Annotated in this window: 14 protein-coding genes; 8 read left to right on the plus strand and 6 right to left on the minus strand. The window is 73.2% G+C overall.

Going from position 1 to position 17,416, the window contains the following annotated elements; translation table 11 throughout:
• Positions 1-27 precede the first annotated feature (27 nt).
• The 5 genes from ABZ564_RS18370 to ABZ564_RS18390 all read right to left on the minus strand — a co-directional run bounded on the left by ABZ564_RS18370 (position 28) and on the right by ABZ564_RS18390 (position 5,628).
• Positions 28-369, minus strand: coding sequence for a hypothetical protein (locus ABZ564_RS18370; RefSeq protein ID WP_360857053.1), 342 nt, complete (start codon positions 367-369; stop codon positions 28-30).
• A 286-nt stretch (positions 370-655) separates the two neighbouring features.
• The gene (locus ABZ564_RS18375) at positions 656-1,990 is read right to left on the minus strand and encodes an AAA family ATPase (RefSeq protein ID WP_360857055.1); all 1,335 of its coding nucleotides are present in this window, start codon (positions 1,988-1,990) and stop codon (positions 656-658) included.
• Entirely contained in the window at positions 1,987-3,594 is a 1,608-nt protein-coding gene (locus ABZ564_RS18380; protein ID WP_360857058.1) for a hypothetical protein, read from the minus strand. The genes ABZ564_RS18375 and ABZ564_RS18380 overlap by 4 nt, the downstream gene beginning before the upstream one ends.
• A complete protein-coding gene (locus ABZ564_RS18385; protein ID WP_360857202.1) occupies positions 3,585-4,727 on the minus strand; it encodes a hypothetical protein in 1,143 nt (380 codons plus the stop codon). The genes ABZ564_RS18380 and ABZ564_RS18385 overlap by 10 nt, the downstream gene beginning before the upstream one ends.
• Positions 4,657-5,628, minus strand: coding sequence for a phosphatase PAP2 family protein (locus ABZ564_RS18390; RefSeq protein WP_360857205.1), 972 nt, complete (start codon positions 5,626-5,628; stop codon positions 4,657-4,659). Before ABZ564_RS18390 ends, ABZ564_RS18385 begins: the two co-directional genes overlap by 71 nt.
• Before the next feature lie 237 nt (positions 5,629-5,865).
• Between ABZ564_RS18390 and ABZ564_RS18395 the strand changes: the two genes are divergently transcribed.
• Positions 5,866-6,462, plus strand: coding sequence for a histidine phosphatase family protein (locus tag ABZ564_RS18395; RefSeq protein ID WP_360857061.1), 597 nt, complete (start codon positions 5,866-5,868; stop codon positions 6,460-6,462).
• A gap of 93 nt (positions 6,463-6,555) precedes the next feature.
• On the opposite strand, the gene ABZ564_RS18400 is transcribed toward ABZ564_RS18395, so the two are convergent.
• A complete protein-coding gene (locus ABZ564_RS18400) occupies positions 6,556-7,929 on the minus strand; it encodes a tetratricopeptide repeat protein (protein WP_360857064.1) in 1,374 nt (457 codons plus the stop codon).
• Between the two features lie 255 nt (positions 7,930-8,184).
• Here ABZ564_RS18400 and ABZ564_RS18405 point away from each other — a divergent pair, with 255 nt between their 5' ends.
• The 7 genes from ABZ564_RS18405 to ABZ564_RS18435 all read left to right on the plus strand — a co-directional run bounded on the left by ABZ564_RS18405 (position 8,185) and on the right by ABZ564_RS18435 (position 16,934).
• Positions 8,185-8,562 carry a hypothetical protein gene (locus tag ABZ564_RS18405; protein WP_360857208.1) on the plus strand — a complete coding sequence of 126 codons (378 nt, stop codon included), beginning with the start codon at positions 8,185-8,187 and terminating at the stop codon, positions 8,560-8,562.
• Between the two features lie 195 nt (positions 8,563-8,757).
• Complete coding sequence (locus tag ABZ564_RS18410; protein ID WP_360857210.1) at positions 8,758-9,567, plus strand: fused MFS/spermidine synthase; 810 nt, start codon at positions 8,758-8,760, stop codon at positions 9,565-9,567.
• A gap of 966 nt (positions 9,568-10,533) precedes the next feature.
• Positions 10,534-11,859: an extracellular solute-binding protein gene (locus ABZ564_RS18415; protein ID WP_360857066.1), complete on the plus strand. Its 1,326-nt coding sequence runs from the start codon at positions 10,534-10,536 to the stop codon at positions 11,857-11,859.
• 261 nt (positions 11,860-12,120) lie between these two features.
• Positions 12,121-13,119: a sugar ABC transporter permease gene (locus ABZ564_RS18420; RefSeq protein WP_360857069.1), complete on the plus strand. Its 999-nt coding sequence runs from the start codon at positions 12,121-12,123 to the stop codon at positions 13,117-13,119.
• Positions 13,120-13,135: 16 nt separating this feature from the next.
• Complete coding sequence (locus ABZ564_RS18425; protein ID WP_360857071.1) at positions 13,136-14,056, plus strand: carbohydrate ABC transporter permease; 921 nt, start codon at positions 13,136-13,138, stop codon at positions 14,054-14,056.
• 125 nt (positions 14,057-14,181) lie between these two features.
• Positions 14,182-15,648, plus strand: coding sequence for a GH1 family beta-glucosidase (locus tag ABZ564_RS18430; RefSeq protein ID WP_360857074.1), 1,467 nt, complete (start codon positions 14,182-14,184; stop codon positions 15,646-15,648).
• A 254-nt stretch (positions 15,649-15,902) separates the two neighbouring features.
• Positions 15,903-16,934: a LacI family DNA-binding transcriptional regulator gene (locus ABZ564_RS18435; protein WP_360857076.1), complete on the plus strand. Its 1,032-nt coding sequence runs from the start codon at positions 15,903-15,905 to the stop codon at positions 16,932-16,934.
• Positions 16,935-17,416: the final 482 nt, after the last annotated feature.

Raw genomic sequence — 17,416 nt, forward strand, 5'->3', positions numbered from 1 at the left:
CATATGCCGGTGGTGGTACCCGGGTGCCTACGACGGCGGCGCGTTCAGCAGCGTGCGGCCGAACTCGACCATCTTCTTCGCGTAGTCCTCGGTCCACTCCGCCCGCCGCGCGAGGTCCGCGGTCGTGAGCCGGTCGAACCGGCGCGGATCGGCCAGCTGGGCCGCGGCTATCGCCTGGTACTCCACCGCCCGGTCGGTCGCGGCGCGGAAGGCCAGCGCCAGCTCCGTCGCCCGGCCCAGCAGCTCCTTCGGATCGTCCATCGACTCCAGGTCGAAGAAGTGCTCCGGGTCGGCGACGGCGGACGCCGGCTCGAAGAGCAGAGGTGCGGGACGCAGCCGCTGCTGCTCGCTCCGCTCGGGTTGGGGCATGTGGTCTTCCTCCTCGGACGGCCCGACGGCCACCCTCCATTGTCCGGGCCCCCGCAAGGGCGCCGGAAGTGTCACGGCCGGGGCGCGCGGCAGCCCGGCCGCACCCCCGGCGCACTCAACAACCCCGGCGCACCCGGTGTTCCGCCAGATGCGCCGGCACCGCGTGGTTCGCCTCCCAGCCGTCCGGGCTGTAACCATCGGCCGCCTCCGGCGGCGTGCCGGACTCCGTCCGGCGGATTGGGCGGCGTCGTGCTGATCGCCGGCTGGACAGGTGCTGGAGCGGTGGTCAGGGACGCCAGGCCACCCGGTGTTCGGACCAGTGATCCCATGTGGACATCATTGCCTCCCAGCCGTCCGGGAACTTCACCGTGACGCCCAGCTGGACCGGCTCCGTCGACGGATGCTCGTCCAGCAGGTCGGTGACCCCCTCCCGGCAGACCACGATGCAGGCGTGCCGGTGGCGGGAGGCCAGGACGCACAGCCGGCCCGTCTCCAGGTGGAACGCGGTCGCGTCCGGGCGGCCCGACAGCGGGTGCAGCACCACCGTCACGTCGAACTCACGCCCCTGCAGCCGGTTCGCCGTGTCCACCGCGACCCCCGACACGCCCAGCTCCGCCAGCGCCGCGCGCACCGCCGCCGCCTGGTCGCGGTGGGCCGTGCCGACCGCGACCCGGTCCGCCGTCACCGGGACCGGCTCCGGCGACCGCTCGCTGACGGCCGCGCCGCCCCGGTCGAGCAGCCGGCGCACCACCAGGGCGACGGCCCGCACCGCCTCCGGGTCGGTGCGCGGGGTGTGCCGGGCCGGCAGTTCGAGCAGCCCCCAGCCCGACTCCGCCGCCTCGTCCAGCACCCGGTCCGCCGCCGACCCGTCCGACGCCACCCCGAAGGACAGCCGCCGGTCGCCGTGGTCCGTGCCGCTGCGGAACGGGGTGTACGGATAGAACGCGTCCGACACCAGCGGCGCCGCCGAGGCCGGCAGCCGCCAGGAGACCGGCAGCCGGTGCTGCGGCAGCTCCGGGTTGTGCGCGAGCAGCGTGCTCACCGCGCTCGCCGAAGGGTCGTAGCTCAGCCCCGCCCACTGGTCCGCGCCGACGATCGAGAACGGGTCCAGCTGGCCCGGATCACCCACGAACAGCGCCCGCTCGAAGAGCCCGGCCACCGCCAGCAGCGCGTCCGAGCGCATCTGGTACGCCTCGTCGACGATCGCGTGCCCCCACGGCTCCACGTTCTTCACATGGGCCCACTTCGCCGCCGTCGAGATCACGACGTCAAGACCCGCCAGATCCGCCGCCTTCGCGGACTTGCGCACGTTCTCCAGGCGGTCCAGCGCCTTGTCGTACGGGTCGGGGTCGTTGCTGTGCAGCCGGCCCACCGGCAGCCCGGGCTCCTTCTCCGCGAGCCGCGTCACCAGGTCGTCCACCTGCGCGTTCGTCTGCGCGACCACCATCAGCGGGCGGCCCGCCGCGGCCAGCTCCAGCGCGGCGCGCACCACCAGCGTCGACTTGCCCGCCCCCGGCGGGGAGTCCACCACGACACCCCGGGCCGTGCCGTTCAGCGTGTCGTCCAGGATTTTCGCGGTCGCCAGGCCCGCCGAGGCGCCCGGGTCGAATACGGCCGTCACAGCAGGTCCTCCGGGGTCACGGGGTCGGGGAGCTCGGCCGCTTCGAGGCCGCCCGGCGGACCGCCGTGGGTCCACGGGGTCTCCTCCGCCTCCGGCAGCTGCGGCCCACCGCGCTGGTCGTGCTCGAACAGGGTCCAGACGATCCGGTCACCCGGCTCCGGGACCGACCCCGGGGCCGGTTCCTTCCCCCGCCCCATCCGGTCGGTGATCCGCAGCACCAGCGAGCGCGCGCCGCCCTCCTCCGCCGGGCCGTACCCCGCGAACTGGGCGGTCTGCGGCCTGCCGTCCAGCGAGCGGTAGACCTTGACCCCCTCGTCCAGCTGCGGCCGCTCCTCCGTGCGGACCGTCACCAGCGGCCGCGGCGAGGGCCGCTTCGACTCGCTGTACGCCATCTCCACCGCGCTCACCTCGCCGACGAACGCCTCCCCGGCCAGCCGGCGGCCCGCCAGCACCAGCGGATCGTCCAGTGCCTCCTGCGCGTCCAGCTGCGCCTGCGCCGTCTCCCGGGCGGCCAGCTTGCGGGCGGCCGTCACCGCGTCGTCCCGGCGCGGCTGCGGCGGCTCACCGGAGCGCACCCGGTCGCGGTGGGCGGTGAACGACCAGCGGTCCCGGGACCAGCGGTCCTCGGTCCTGGCCCCCTCCGGCAGCTCACGCAGCAGATCGAGTCCCCGCCACACCGCGTCCCAGGTCGGCCGCAGCACCCCGGCCAGCAGCGCCCTGATCTCGCGCTCGGCCCCGGTCAGCCCGGCGAGCAGGGCGTCGGCCGCGAGCCCGTCCTCGGCCGCCGCCAGCGAGGCGCGCGCCCGGTCGTACCTCTCGATCGCGGGGGCCAGCAGCCGGTTGTCGAAGTCCGGGTCGGTGGCCGGACCGGCCGGCGGGCACAGCAGCTGCCCCGCCGCGTCCCGGGCCAGCTCCGCGCGGAGCGCCGCCTGGGCACCGGACTCGCCCGCCGGCGGGTCGATCCAGGCGAGCAGGGCCCCCAGATGCTGGTCCTCCAGATTCGACTGGCCGGTCGCCCAGTGCCGGTTGAGCAGATCCGTGCACGCCAACAGCAGCGAGGAGCCGGGGACCCGGGCCCGCTCCCCGTAGTGCGTCAGCCAGCGCCCCAGCAGCGGGACCCGGGCGGGCGCCGGATACGGGGTGTCCGGGTCGTCCTCGGCGGTGCGGCGGAAGCGCATGGAGCGGCCGAGCAGCCGGACGAACTCGACGCCCGCCCGGCTCGGCACGACGATCTGCGCCGCGTCCACGCACAGCTCGGTCTCGACCCTGACCCGCTTCCCGGTCGCCGGATCGGTCTCGCTCCGCTCGGCGGGCTCGACGACGTCGGTGTACGCCTCGATGTGCGGCAGGACCGCCTCGGCCAGCTCGGCGAGGAAGGCGAAGCGCAGGTCCCGGTCGCGGGGCTGGGCCACGGCCAGCAGCCGGGGCGCGTCCCGGTCCGTGCCGACGAGCGCGCCGAGCGGGGCGCCCGCCTCGCCCGCCGTGGTCAGCGGCACCAGGACGAGCGGCCGGTCGGTCAGCCGGCGGTGGCGGACGGTGGCCGTCGGCCTGGCCCGGCCGCTCTCCACGGCCTCCAGCCGGGCCAGCGTGGTGATCAGTGACATACGGCGCGCCCTTCCAGTGCCTCAGCACGCAGGGCCGCCGCGCGGCGCAGGGCGGCGACCGCCGGGTCGGCCGGATCGCCCTCCTTGCCCGCGGCCGCCGCCAGCACCCGGGCGACCGTCGTCAGACCGCCCAGCTCACCCCGCACCCCGCGCCCCAGCGCCTCCACGGCCCCCTCGGCCCGCGCCCGGGACCGGCAGTGGAAGGCCAGCTCGCAGGCGGCCAGGCACTCCGGCGCGTAGGCGGCGGCGACCGAACCGACGGCCGTCTCCAGTTCCTCGGGGGAGCGCTCCGGATCGAACGTGGCGCCCTCGGGGAGGGCCGCCGCGATCTCCTCGACGCGGGTGAGCCGGGTCAGCTGGCGGCGGGTGACGGCGCGCTGCTTGCGTACGTCGACGACGGAGGCGGCCGGCAGGTTGGAGAAGTCCTTCGGACACACCAGCAGCACCCGGTGGCCCACCCGCGCCCCGTCCACGAGCTCCGCGACCCGCTCCAGCGCCAGCACGTACACCGCGGACTGGCGGGCCGCCGCACCCACCTTCGCGGCGTCCGCGGAGCCGTCGATCATGGGGAACGACTTGATCTCGACGACCGTCCAGGTGCCGTCGGGGTGCACCACCACCGCGTCCGGCTCCAGATAGGAGGGCGAGCCCGCCACCTCCAGGGCGAGCATCGGGTGGTCGAGCAGCGCCCAGCGGCCCGTCTCCGTCGCCTCCCGCAGCGCCAGCGCGGTCCTGGCCGCGCGGCCCTCGGGCCCGGCGGCCGTCAGATCCGGCACCCCCACCTCGCGCGGCGGTTCACCGGACCCGCCGAGCCGCTCGTGCAGCAGGCGCATCAGCTCCGTACCGCCGTCGGCCTTGACCCGGGCCTCGAAGGCGTTGCCCCGCATGAAGGCGAACTGGGACTGGCCGAAGGGGGCCGGTGAGCCCAGCGCGGAGGCGAGCGCGCCCTTGTCGACCCCGGCCCCGTCGAGCAGGGCGCGGCGCTTGCAGCCCGGGTTGGCGGCGAGGGCCGCGAGCGCGCGGGCGTCCAGCGGGCGCGGGGCGACCGCCGGGCCCCTCAGCTCAGCGAGCCGCCGTCGCAGGGTCCCCGCCGGGGGTCCGTCCTGCCCGGTCGGTGACGTCGGCCCGGGCAGGCGGACCGGCCGCTGCTGCCGCGTCGGATGGTTCTGCGGAGGAGGTCCGCTGGCCGGGGATTCGCTCACCCGCGGAAGTCTTGCACCCGTCACTGACATCCGGGGACCGTACGGTCGAGGACGCCTGGGCGAAGCGGGGCAGGACGGCCGCCCTGACCCGGTCGGCCAGGCGCATCACGGGCCGGGCCAGCAGGGCGCCGACACCCATCACGGCGCAGCCGGCGACCGCGTCGAGCAGGTAGTGGTTGGCGGTGCCCATCACGACGAACGTGGTGATCAGCGGGTAGGCGATGCCCGCGGCCCGCAGGAGCGGGTGCTTGGCGTGGCGCCACAGCAGGATGCCGCACCACAGCGCCCAGCCGACGTGCAGGCTGGGCATCGCCGCGTACTGGTTGGTCATGCCGCCCATGCCGCGCGGCGCGCTCGCCTCCGTACCCCACCAGCCGTACGAGCTGTACTGGGCCATCGTGTCGACGAACCCGTGCTTCGCGGCCAGCAGCCTCGGCGGGCACGTCGGCATCAGCGTGAAGCCGATCAGGCCGAGCATCGTCGAGGTCATCAGCCAGGTGCGTGCCCTGCGGTACACGGCCGAGTGGCGCCGGAACATCCAGATCAGGACGGCCGGGGTGACCGCGTAGTGCAGGGAGGCGTACGCGAAGTCGGACGGTATGCCTATGGAGGGGTGCGCCGTGAAGAGGCGGTTGAGCGGGTGCTCCGCGTTCAGGAACAGGGCCTTTTCCAGGCGCAGGATGCTCAGGCCGTGGTCGACGGCCGTGGCCACGTCGCCGCGTACGAGGAGACGGCCACCGGAGTACGCCGCGTACACCAGGGCCAGGAGCGGCAGCTCGGTCCACCAGCGGGGCCGGGGGAGCGGAGCGGGCGCGGTGGTGGCGTGCGGCATCCGGAACTTCTCCATCACGTTTTCATGCGGCCGACTGCGGGCGTTCAACCGTACGGTGCGCGTCGGCCGCGTGTCCCCCTGGGGTGTGGTCGCCACCCCTCAGCCGCTCGGATTCGTCTGTGGTCAGTGGGACGCCGCTACGGCCCCCCGGGTTGCCCCATGGGCGGATACGGGATGATGGGAACAAGATCTCAGATTCCGCATCCCAGGTCCCGGCTTTCCAGGGAGAACCCTTTTATGGCACCGCGCATCCTGCTCGTCCGGCACGGGCAGACGGAATGGTCCCTCAACGGCAGGCACACCGGCAGGACGGACATTCCGCTGCTCGGCGCCGGCCGCACGGGGGCCGAGCTCCTGGGTGAGCGGCTGCACCGGGGGCCATGGGCGGAGCCGCGTGACCTGGAGGTCCGCACCAGCCCGCTGGTCCGGGCCGCCGAGACCTGCGAGCTCGCGGGCTTCGGCGACCGCGCCGAGCCGTGGGACACGCTGATGGAGTGGGACTACGGGGCGTACGAGGGGATGACCCCGGCCGAGATCAAGGCGGGCCGGCCGGACTGGTTCATCTGGCGTGACGGCGTGCCGGAGGGCGAGAGCACCGCCGAGGTGTCGGCCCGGGCCGACGAGATCGTGGAGTGGGCCCGCTCGGCCGACCGCGACGTCCTGGTCTTCGCCCACGGCCACATCCTGCGGGCGCTCGGCGCGCGCTGGCTGGGCGAGGACCTCGCCTTCGGCGCCCGCATCGGGCTGGCCCCGACGTCCCTCTCGGTCCTGGGCTGGGCGTACGGCGCGCCGGCGATCCAGAGGTGGAACGACACGGGGCACCTCGAGCGGTGAGCGGGGCCCGTGCGGGACGCGGTGCGCGTATCGGCCCGTCCGGCGTCTGAGGACGGAACCGGCCGGCCCGGACCGGGGCGCGGGGTTCCGCCCTCAAGCGCCGGACGGGCCGGAGCGGGCGGCGCCCTCGTAACGGTCCAGGAAGTCCACCACCTCACGCGTCGCCCCCGTCCGGGGCCCGAGGACCGCCACCGCGTCCCGCAGCATCGCGCGGATGCGTGAGGACCGGACGTCGTCCAGCAGGTCCAGCACCTCGTGGCCGGCCGCCGCCGCCTCCTCCGCCCGCCCCGCCCGCGCCAGATCCGTGGTCAGCTCGGCCCGGTACAGCGCGAGGTTGCGGGTGAAGTGCGGGTCCTGGAGCCGTACCGCCCGGCCCGCGTGCCGCGCGGCCCGGGACCAGTCGCCCAGCGCCGCCCAGCACTGCGCCTCCAGCATCTCCAGCTCCGCCTCCCGGAAGAAGCTCATCCACTCGGGATCCGCCCCCGACGGCCCCCGCGAGAACGCGGTGTGTGCCCGGCCGAGCGCCCGCTCGCAGCCCGTACGGTCCCCGAGCCCCGCCCGGCCGCCCGCCTCCCGCAGCGCGAGCAGCGCCCGCAGCCGGGGCGATCCCAGCGGTTCGGCGGCCCGCAGGCCCGCCTCCGCCGCGCGCACCGCCTCCCGGGGCCGCCCCGTATCGCGGGCCAGGAACGACACGTTGCAGAACGCGTGCGCCTCCAGGGCCGGGTCCCCGGCCACCCGCGCGGTGGCCAGCGCCTCCGCGTAGTGCGAGCGGGCGTCCTCGAAGCGGCCCGAGTCATGGGCCAGCCACCCCACCGAGATGGCCAGCTCGCCGGCGCCGGAGTGCAGCCGGTCCTCGGTGGAGCGCCGGTTCGCGGTCCCGGCGTCGAGCAGCGCGTACGCCGCCCGCAGCGGCTGCGAGGCGCGCCGGTAGAGCCAGTCGCCGCCGTGCCGGTCGTCCAGCAGCCGGATCTGCCGCACCGCCCTCTCGACGGCGCTCACCTCCGTCTCGCCGACCCGGCGTTGCAGGGGCAGGGAGGCGGCCGGGCCGCCGAGGCCCAGACCCAGGGAGACGGCCGCCACCGCGGTGGTGCCGCTCGTCATGAACACGCGACGCAGCACGTCGCTCTCCTCGTCGGTGTCGCTGCCGGGCTCCAGCGGCGGGGCAGTCGGGGGCTGCGGGGCGTCCGCGGCGGGCCTGGCCGCCCGCCCGCGTACGGAAGCGCGGGGCGAGAAACCCAGGTCCTCCAGGGTCGTCCCGGGGAACATGTGCAGGAAGACCCGCTCGTACGCGTAGTTGGGACAGCGGATCTCGCCGGACTCCACGCGTCCGATGTACCGGGCGTCGCACGCGACCTGCTCGCCGATCTCGCGAGCGGACCTGCGTACCGCGGCAGCGAACTCCCCGGCGGAGCGCGAGCCGCGCAGCCGCCGGAAGGCGAGGTTGGGAACTGCCCCTGTCGACACCATGGCGTGGCCCTCTCGGTGCGAGCCGGGCGCTGTTTCCGGTGTCCCGGCGGGGCAAGAACGTACCTGCTGTGACGACGCGTACACGCAGCGTTTACGAACAAAGCGGGCATCTCGGTCGCGATCCGCCATGAACTGCCACCCTTTGCGGCGGTGTCGCACCGTAGCCCTTGACGTGGTCGGGGCGTTGGTCCCTGTGGAGACGGAGCGCGGCTCCGCCTCGGCGATGAGAGGAGAGGTCCCTTGTTGCACATCGACATGGCGACCGGTGGTACGGCATCCGCCGGCGAACCCTGTGATCTGGTGACCGTGCCCGCCCGGCAGGGTCTGGAGGCCGTCGACATCCTGCGCCGGGGCGCGGCGCAGGACGTCGTGGGGCCCGTCATCCACGACGGCACCTGCGACACCCTGGGGTTCCTGGTGCCCCCGGGCACCGCGCAGGGCTGGGACGTACCGGGCAGTGCCTGTACGCGGACCGACGGCCGCGGGCTGCGCATCCCCGCCGAGCCGCCGGTCTCCGGCAGCGGCTGGCTGCTGCCGCCCGCCGCCGACACCCCGGTCACCGACCCGGCCGTGCTGCGCGCCGCGCTCGACCAGGCCGCCCGGCTGCTCGAGGCCGCCGACAACTGCCGCTGAGCCCGCGACCGCCGCCACGCCCATAATGGCCGGACGGCGGGCCGCGCGGATCGGCCCGTCCCGGACGCGATGAGCAGTGAGCAGGGGCGAGAAGCAGTGGCACGTCGAGGAGCGGCCGGCGGCGGCGACCGCAAACAGCGGGCGGACCGCAGGACCGGCCGGGGGGCGGCCCCGGCGGGCGACGTCGCCGAGCCCGTGGACGGCGGCCTCGCCGAACTCGTGCCCGACCGGGAGCGCCGGCGCGCCTGGACGCTGACGATCGACGGGGCGCCGCAGTCCCACGTGGACCTCGACGACCCGGCGTACCTCTCCTTCGAGTACCAGCGGCGGATCGGCCACATCGCCGACCTCGTCGCCCCCGCCGGGCAGCCGCTGCACGTGGTGCACCTGGGCGGCGGGGCCTTCACGCTCGCCCGGTACATCGCCGCCACCCGCCCCCGCTCCACCCAGCAGGTCATCGAGGTGGACGCGGCCCTCGTGCAGCTGGTCCGCCGCGAACTGCCGCTGGACCCGCAGGCCAGGATCCGGGTCAGGTCCACCGACGCCCGCGCGGGGCTCGGGAAGATCCAGGACGGCTGGGCCGACCTCGTCATCGCGGACGTCTTCAGCGGCGCCCGCACCCCGGCCCACCTCACCACCACCGAGTTCCTCGCCGAGGTGCGCCGTGTCCTGAAGCCCGGCGGGACCTACGTCGCCAACCTCGCGGACGGGCCGCCGCTGGCCCATCTGCGCGGTCAGATCGCCACCGCCGCCACGGTCTTCCCCGAACTCGCCCTCGCCGCCGACCCCACGGTGTTCCGGGGCCGCCGCTTCGGCAACGCCGTCCTGCTGGCCTCCGACACGGCGCCCGAGATCGCCCGGCTCACCCGCCGGGTCGCGACCGACCCGCACCCCGGCCGCGTCGAACACGGCCGGGCCCTCGCGGACTTCACCGGCGGCGCGGCCCCCGTGCACGACGCGGACGCCCGCCCGTCACCGCCGCCGCCCCCGGACGCGTTCCGCTGACGCCTCGTACGCGTCTACGGGGTCCGCCCGGGGCGGGGCGTTTTGGGGGCGGAACACGGAGACCGGCCGCCCCCGGTGCCTCACCCCGGCCCCGGTTCACCGCCGAGAGCACCGCCGCCACGGACGCGGCGACCCCCGAGGCGTCCCGGCCCGCGTCCCACCGTTCCCCGCCGCCCACCCGGCAGCGCGCGTACACCGTCCTCACCCCGCCCCGTCCCCCACCCGGCAGCGCGCGTACACCGTCCTCACCCCGGCCCGGCCGGGCCGAAGGCTCCTGCTCCGACAGCTCCAGGACGCCCGCCTCCACCCCGGCTCACCGCCCGCCTCCACCCGGCTCGCCGCCCGACGCCGAACCGAGGAGGGCCTGGCCGCCCTCGACGCGGCGCTCGCCGCCCGGCTGACGGCGGGCGCCGGCATCGATGACGCGGACTTCACGGCCCCCGGCTCCCGCCGCCATCCGGACTCCGGCTTCGGGCAAAGAACGCGCAACTCCGCATCCCCGCCCCCTCCGTGCAGTGCCCCGTTCACTTCCCGGCGGGCCCCTCCGGGGCTTCCCGCCCCCGGGAAGCCCGTTTCGGGGGGATGCCGGGAAACCGGCACCGCGGCTGGTTTTCTGCGGCCACCCCGCCAAGATCCAATCTCAAACCGCCCCCCACCTGCGGGAATTCGAAAACGCGGCCCCCGCCGCACCGCGGCTCCCCGCTTTGGCAAGCCTTCGGCCGGACACGGTCTCGTGACTTGCAGGACACGCTCGCGCAACGGAAGCGTCTTCAACTCTTGACACCCACCCCCCGAAGGCAGCAATCTTCCGACATCGACGCATGGGAGCGCTCCCACATTCACGCGAGGTTTCCGGCGTGAAACGGCACTGCCCGTGTACTCCCCCCGCACCCATCCGGCACCCGCACTCACCAGCGCGTATGCCACGCAGTGAGCCAGTCCCACCCTGGAACAAGGAGTAGTGGAATGCGTATCACCCGCACCGTCGCCGGTCGGAGCCGCAGAGTCGCGGTTCTGGCCACCACGGGCCTGACCGCTTCGGCGCTGCTGCTGACCGCCTGCAGCAGTGACGACTCCGACTCGAACGAGTCCTCCGACGCGAACGGGAAGATCACGCTGACCGTCGCCGACTACGGCCAGTTCGGCTACAAGGAAGCCGGCCTCTTCGAGAAGTACCACGAGCTGCACCCGAACATCACGGTGAAGGAAGACACCACCGCCGATGAGAAGGTCTACTACCCGAAGCTGCTCCAGCAGCTGAACTCGGGCAGCGGTCTCGCCGACGTCCAGGGTCTTGAGGTCGGCCGCATCAAGGAGCTCGTCGACACCAAGGCGGACCAGTTCGCCGACCTGAGCAAGGTCATCGACGTCAGCGAGTTCGTGTCGTGGAAGGAGAAGCAGGCCACCACGGCCGACGGCAAGGTGATCGGCGCGGGTACCGACATCGGCCCGATGTCGCTCTGCTACAACACCGATCTGTTCAAGAAGGCCGGTCTGCCGACCGACCGCAAGGAGGTCGCGGCCAAGGTCTCCGGCGGCTGGGAGGACTACCTCAAGCTCGGTGAGGAGTACAAGAAGAAGGCGCCCGCGGGCACGTACTTCATGGACTCCGCCAGCGCCATGTTCAACGCCGTCGTCAGCTCCAACGCGAAGCAGTACTACGACGAGAGCGGCAAGGCGATCTACAAGGAGAGCCCCAGCGTCAAGCAGGGCTGGGACCTCGCCGCCGAGGCCGCGGACAAGAAGCTGACCCAGGGCCTCGCCCAGTTCAACGACCCGTGGAAGGCGGCCCTGCGCAAGGGCACCATCGCCACCGTGGCCTGCCCCGCCTGGATGGCCGGTCAGATCTCCGTGAACGCCGGTGACGCGAACAAGGGCAAGTGGGACATCACCACCGCCCCCGGCGCGACCGCGGCCAACTGGGGCGGCTCCTTCCTCGGCGTCCCGAAGGCCGGCAAGAACGTCGAAGAGGCCACCAAGCTCGTCAAGTGGCTGACCGCCCCCGAGCAGCAGGCCGCCGTCTTCAAGGCGATCGGTTCCTTCCCGTCCAACACGGGCGCGTACGAGCTGCCCGAGGTGAAGAACGCGACCCTGCCGTACTTCAACGACGCCCCGATCGGTCAGATCTACGCCGACGAGGCCAAGTCCATCCCCGAGACGATCCTCGGCCCGAAGGACGCGGCGATCAAGGACACCATCTCCACCCAGATCAACAACATGGAGCAGCGCGGCACCAAGCCGGACGACGCCTGGGAGGCGGCCACCGAGGCGATCGACAAGGTGATCGGCTGACGTTCGCCGGGGTGCGTCCGGCCTGATCCGCCGGACGCGCCCGGCGCGGGCGGCCCCCGGGCCGCCCGCACCTGCGTGTCCCCGGGGGGTGACCGTCGATCAGGTCCGGCCCCCCAGCCCGCGGGGTGGCCGGTGCCTCCCGGCGGGCTTGCACGGGGCGACCGGACAGCTCCGGCCGCCCCGTGGAAGCCCTCCGCGCACACCTTCGGCCCCCGCCCCGTACCCGGGTAACTCAAGCACTCCAGGGAAGGACTCCCGCTCGTGGCCACCTCGACTCCCACCCGGGACGCATACGCGCCGCCACCCCGCGGCTCCCAGCAGAAACCGGCGGACCCCCGCCGGCAGAACTGGCGGAGCCGGCTCTGGCGGTTCGACGACAAGGCGTCGCCGTACGCCTACATAGCCCCGTTCTTCCTCGTCTTCGGGGCCTTCGGGCTCTACCCGCTGATCTACACCGGCTGGATCGCCCTGCACCGGGTCGAGATGACCGGCATGGACCAGATGGAGTGGGTCGGCTGGGAGAACTTCGACAGGATCCTGCACGACTCCGAGTTCTGGACGGCGGTCAGCAACACCTTCCTGATCGGCGTCATGTCGACGGTTCCGCAGCTGCTCGTCGCGCTGGGCCTGGCCCACCTGCTGAACTACAAGCTGCGCGCCAGCACCTTCTGGCGCACCGTCATCCTCACCCCGTACGCCACCTCGGTGGCCTCCGCGGCCCTCGTCTTCGCCCTGGTCTTCCGGGCCGACGGCGGTCTGCTGAACTGGGCACTGCACTTCGTCGGCCTCGGCGACACCAACTGGGCCAACGGCCACTGGACGTCCAAGATCGCCATCTCGGTCATCGTGATCTGGCGCTGGACCGGCTACAACACCCTGATCTACCTGGCCGCGATGCAGGCGGTGCCGTCCGACCTGTACGAGGCGGCCTCGCTCGACGGTGCCTCGCGCTGGCAGCAGTTCCGCAAGGTGACCATCCCCTCGCTGCGGCCCACGATCCTCTTCACGATCGTCATCTCGACCATCGGTTCCATGCAGCTGTTCGGTGAGCCCCTGCTGCTGGAGGGCGGCACTCTCGGCGCGACCGGCGGCAACGAGAACCAGTACGAGACCCTCAGTGTCTACCTCTACAACTACGGCTGGAACCTCGGGCACCTCGGCCCGGCCGCCGCAGTGGCCTGGGCGATGCTCGCCCTCCTGCTGATCATCGCCGCGGTCAACTGGCTCATCGGCCGCTTCGTACGCAAATCCGCGGTCTGACCGGGAGCGATAACCCATGACCATGACCAGCCCCACCAAAGTCTCGGAGCTCGGCGTCCCGGCGCGTTCCGCCCACCGCGCGCCGAAGCGTGCGAGTCGCTTCAAGCCCGGTGCCGGGCAGCAGCTGAAGGGCGGGCCGTTCGCCTACATCGCCCTGGCCGTCGTCGGCATCGGCTCGCTGCTGCCGCTGTACTGGACCCTCGTGGCCGCGTCCCACACCCAGGACGAAGTGCTGGCCACCACCCCGCCGTTCCTGCCGGGCGGCCGCCTCTTCCACAACCTCGAAGCCGCCTGGACCCAGGCCCACCTGGGCAAGGCGATCGTCAACAGCGTCATCGTGGCCGGCTGCATCACGGCGGCGACGCTCTTCTTCTGCACCCTGGCCGGCTACGCCTTCGCCAAGATGCGCTTCCGCGGCCGCAACGCCCTGATGACCGGGGTCGTCCTGACCCTGACGATCCCGCCGCAGCTCAGCGTCGTCCCGCTGTTCATGATGATGGCCGACCTCGGCTGGGGCGGGAACCTGGAGTCGGTGATCTTCCCGACCCTGGTCAGCGCCTTCGGCGTGTTCTTCATGCGCCAGTACCTGAGCGAGGCGCTGCCGTACGAGCTGATCGAGGCCGCCAAGATCGACGGCGCGAGCAACTTCCGCATCGTGCTGAGCGTGGTGCTGCCGGTGGCCCGCCCCGCGATGATGGTGCTCGGCATGCTCACCTTCGTCCAGGCGTGGAACGACTTCTTCTGGCCCTACCTCGCCCTGAACCAGCAGAACCCCACCCTGCAGGTGGCCCTCGGCCAGCTCAGCGCCTCGTACACCCCCGACACGAGCATCGTGATGGCCGGCGCGCTGATCAGCACCCTGCCGCTGCTCGTGGTGTTCGTGATCTTCGGCAAGCAGATCGTCGGCGGGATCATGTCCGGCGCCGTCAAGGGCTGACGCCCCGCTCGCCACTTCTCCGTCACGGAGCCGTACGGTCCCCGCCCGCCCCGCGGACCGTACGGGTTCCGGAGCCCCACCCCGTCACCGCCCCTGTCCGTCACACCCCTTGGGAGCGCTCCCGCATGACTGCCGTACGACCCGACATCGCCCCGAAGCCGGCGCCCGAGGCCACCACGAAGTTCCCGCCGGGCTTCCTCTGGGGAGCGGCCACCGCCGCCTACCAGGTCGAGGGTGCCGCCGCCGAGGACGGGCGCACGCCCTCCATCTGGGACACCTTCAGCCGCACCCCCGGCAAGGTCCGCAACGGCGACACCGGCGACATCGCCGCCGACCACTACCACCGCTACCGCGACGACGTGGCCCTGATGAAGCAGCTGGGGCTGAAGGCGTACCGCTTCTCCGTCTCCTGGTCCCGCGTCCAGCCCACCGGCCGCGGCCCCGCCGTCGAGCGCGGTCTGGACTTCTACCGCAAGCTCGTCGACGAGCTGCTGGAGGCCGGCATCACGCCCGTCGCCACCCTCTACCACTGGGACCTGCCCCAGGAGCTGGAGGACGCGGGCGGCTGGCCGGAGCGCGCGACCGCGGAGCGGTTCGCCGACTACGCCGCGATCATGGCGGGCGCCCTCGGCGACCGCGTCGGTACGTGGACCACCTTCAACGAGCCGTGGTGCTCGGCCTTCCTCGGCTACGGCTCCGGGGTGCACGCCCCCGGCCGCACCGAGGCGTCCTCCGCCCTGCGGGCGGCCCATCACCTCAATCTCGCCCATGGCCGGGCGATCGAGGTTCTGCGCGCTCAACTCCCCGCTAGCGCGCAGACCTCGGTCACCCTCAACCTCCACCAGGTGCGTCCGCTGACGTCGAGCCCGGAGGACGCGGACGCCGCCCGCCGCATCGACGCGGTCGGCAACCGGGTCTTCACCGGCCCGATGCTGCACGGCGCCTACCCGGAGGACCTGCTCGCGGACACCGCGCACGTGGTGGACTGGTCGAAGCTGGTCCAGGACGGCGACCTGGAGGCGATCTCGCGCCCGGTCGACGTCCTGGGCGTCAACTACTACACGCCGACCCTGGTCTCCACGCCCGCCGAGGGCGCCGGGAGCACCCGCAACGACGGCCACGGCGCGAGCGACTACTCCCCGTGGCCCGGCTCCGAGCACGTCGCCTTCCACCTCGCCGAGGGGAAGGAGCGCACCGCCATGAACTGGTCGATCGACCCCAACGGGCTCTACAACCTGCTCATGGACGTCACCCGCGAGCACCCCGGTGTCCCGCTGATGGTCACCGAGAACGGCGCCGCCTTCGACGACTACGTCTCGCCCGAGGGCCGGGTGCGGGACCCCGAGCGCATCGCCTACCTGCACGGCCACCTCGACGCCGTGCAGCGCGCGGTGGCCGACGGGGCGGACGTGCGCGGCTACTTCCTCTGGTCGCTGATGGACAACTTCGAGTGGTCGTACGGCTATTCGAAGCGGTTCGGCACCGTGTACGTGGATTACGCCACCCAGCGCCGCATCCCGAAGGACAGCGCCCACTGGTACGCCGACGTGATCCGCCGCCACGCCCTCCCGCCGCGGGAGGACCTCGGCTGACCGTTCCGGTACACCCTGCCCGTACCGCCCCTGAGGCCCGGCACCCGTGCCGGGCCTCAGGGCTTTCGCCCCCCGCGCAGGCCGAAACACCCCCGGCCTGCGCGTCCGGCTTGACCACGCGCGTAGAGTGGGAGCGCTCCCACGCAGGGGGGCGGGGAGCGGCCGACCGGTCCCGCAGAGTGTCGGGGGAACCAACGCCAGGGCTTGGTTTGGTTATCCGACTGTGAGAAATTGACCGCGAACGGGAGGCAGCCATGACGGCAGCGCGAGTACGGAGCGGGGGCCGGCCCACGCTCGAGGAAGTCGCGGCGCGGGCGGGGGTCGGGCGGGGCACGGCCTCGCGCGTCATCAACGGATCGCCCCGGGTCAGTGCCCACACCAGGGAGGCGGTCGAGGCCGCCGTCGCCGAACTGGGCTACGTACCCAACCGCGCGGCCCGCGCGCTGGCCGGCAACCGCACGGACGCCATCGCGCTCGTCGTCCCCGAGTCGGAGAGCCGCTTCTTCGCGGAGCCCTACTTCTCCGACATCGTGCGCGGCGTCGGCGCGGCCCTGGCCGACACGGAGATGCAGCTGCTGCTCACCCTCGTCGGCAGCGACCGCGAGCGCCGCAGGCTCGCCCAGTACCTCACCGCGCACCGCGTGGACGGCGTGCTGCTGGTCTCCGTGCACGCCGACGACCCGCTGCCCGACCTGCTGGAACAGCTCGGCATGCCGGCCGTGATGAACGGCCGCAGATCCGCCGCCGAAACGCTCTCCTCGGTCGACTCGGACAACTTCGAGGGCGCCCGCGGCGCCGTGGAGCACCTCGTCTCGCGCGGCCGCCGCACCATCGCCACCATCACCGGCCGGCTCGACGTCTACGCCTCCCAGAGCCGCCTGGACGGCTACCGCCAGGCCGTCAGCGACGCGGGCCTGGAGCCCGACGAGCGGCTGATCGCCCCCGCCGACTTCTCCGAGGAGGGCGGCGCCCGGGCCATGCGCGACCTGCTCGCCCGCCGGCCCGACGTGGACGCGGTCTTCGCCGCCTCCGACGTGATGGCCGCCGGCGCCCGCCAGGTCCTGCGCGAGGCCGGCCGCCGCATCCCGGACGACGTCGCCCTCATCGGCTTCGACGACTCGGCGGTGGCCCGCCACATGGACCCGGCCCTCACCAGTGTCCGCCAGCCGATCGAGGAGATGGGCCGCGCGATGACCCGGGTCCTGCTCGACATGATCGCCGGAGAGAGCGCGGACCGGGCGCAGATCGTGCTGCCGACGGAGCTGGTGGTCCGCGACTCGTCGTGAGGCCCGCGGGCCGTACGCGGGGGTGCGAGCCCCTTCCGTACGGCCCGTACGCGTCGCCGCAGCTGGAAACGGCGAAGGGCCCGATCCGTTTCCACGGATCGGGCCCTTCGCTTCCTTCAGGGTGAGTAACGGGACTCGAACCTGTTCCGTATTCCGATCGTGACCTGCGGCTTTGCTGGGAAAGCGGACGAATGGGTGCAGATGTATGACGTGAAGTGCCGCTGTGTGCGATCCGGTTTGGCCACGGCCAAACGCCCCACCGCGCAGGAGCCCGGTGGTGGTGGAGGCGAGTGACGAATCTCCTGTCCGCGCCTCTCCAGGAGGGGAACTTCCCGCGGACAGCGAGACGGCCCCGGAGCACTTCCGGGGCCGTTTGCGAAGGGCGGGGGGCAGAGTCAAGACGCGCGCCCCGTCGTGGAGCAGGGAATCGATCGAAGTGAAGTTTCCCCAAGGCCGGGTAGTTAGCGCTGGTGGCGGGGGTG

It is taken from the genome of Streptomyces sp. NPDC019224, from assembly GCF_040632605.1.
Lineage (GTDB): Bacteria > Actinomycetota > Actinomycetes > Streptomycetales > Streptomycetaceae > Streptomyces.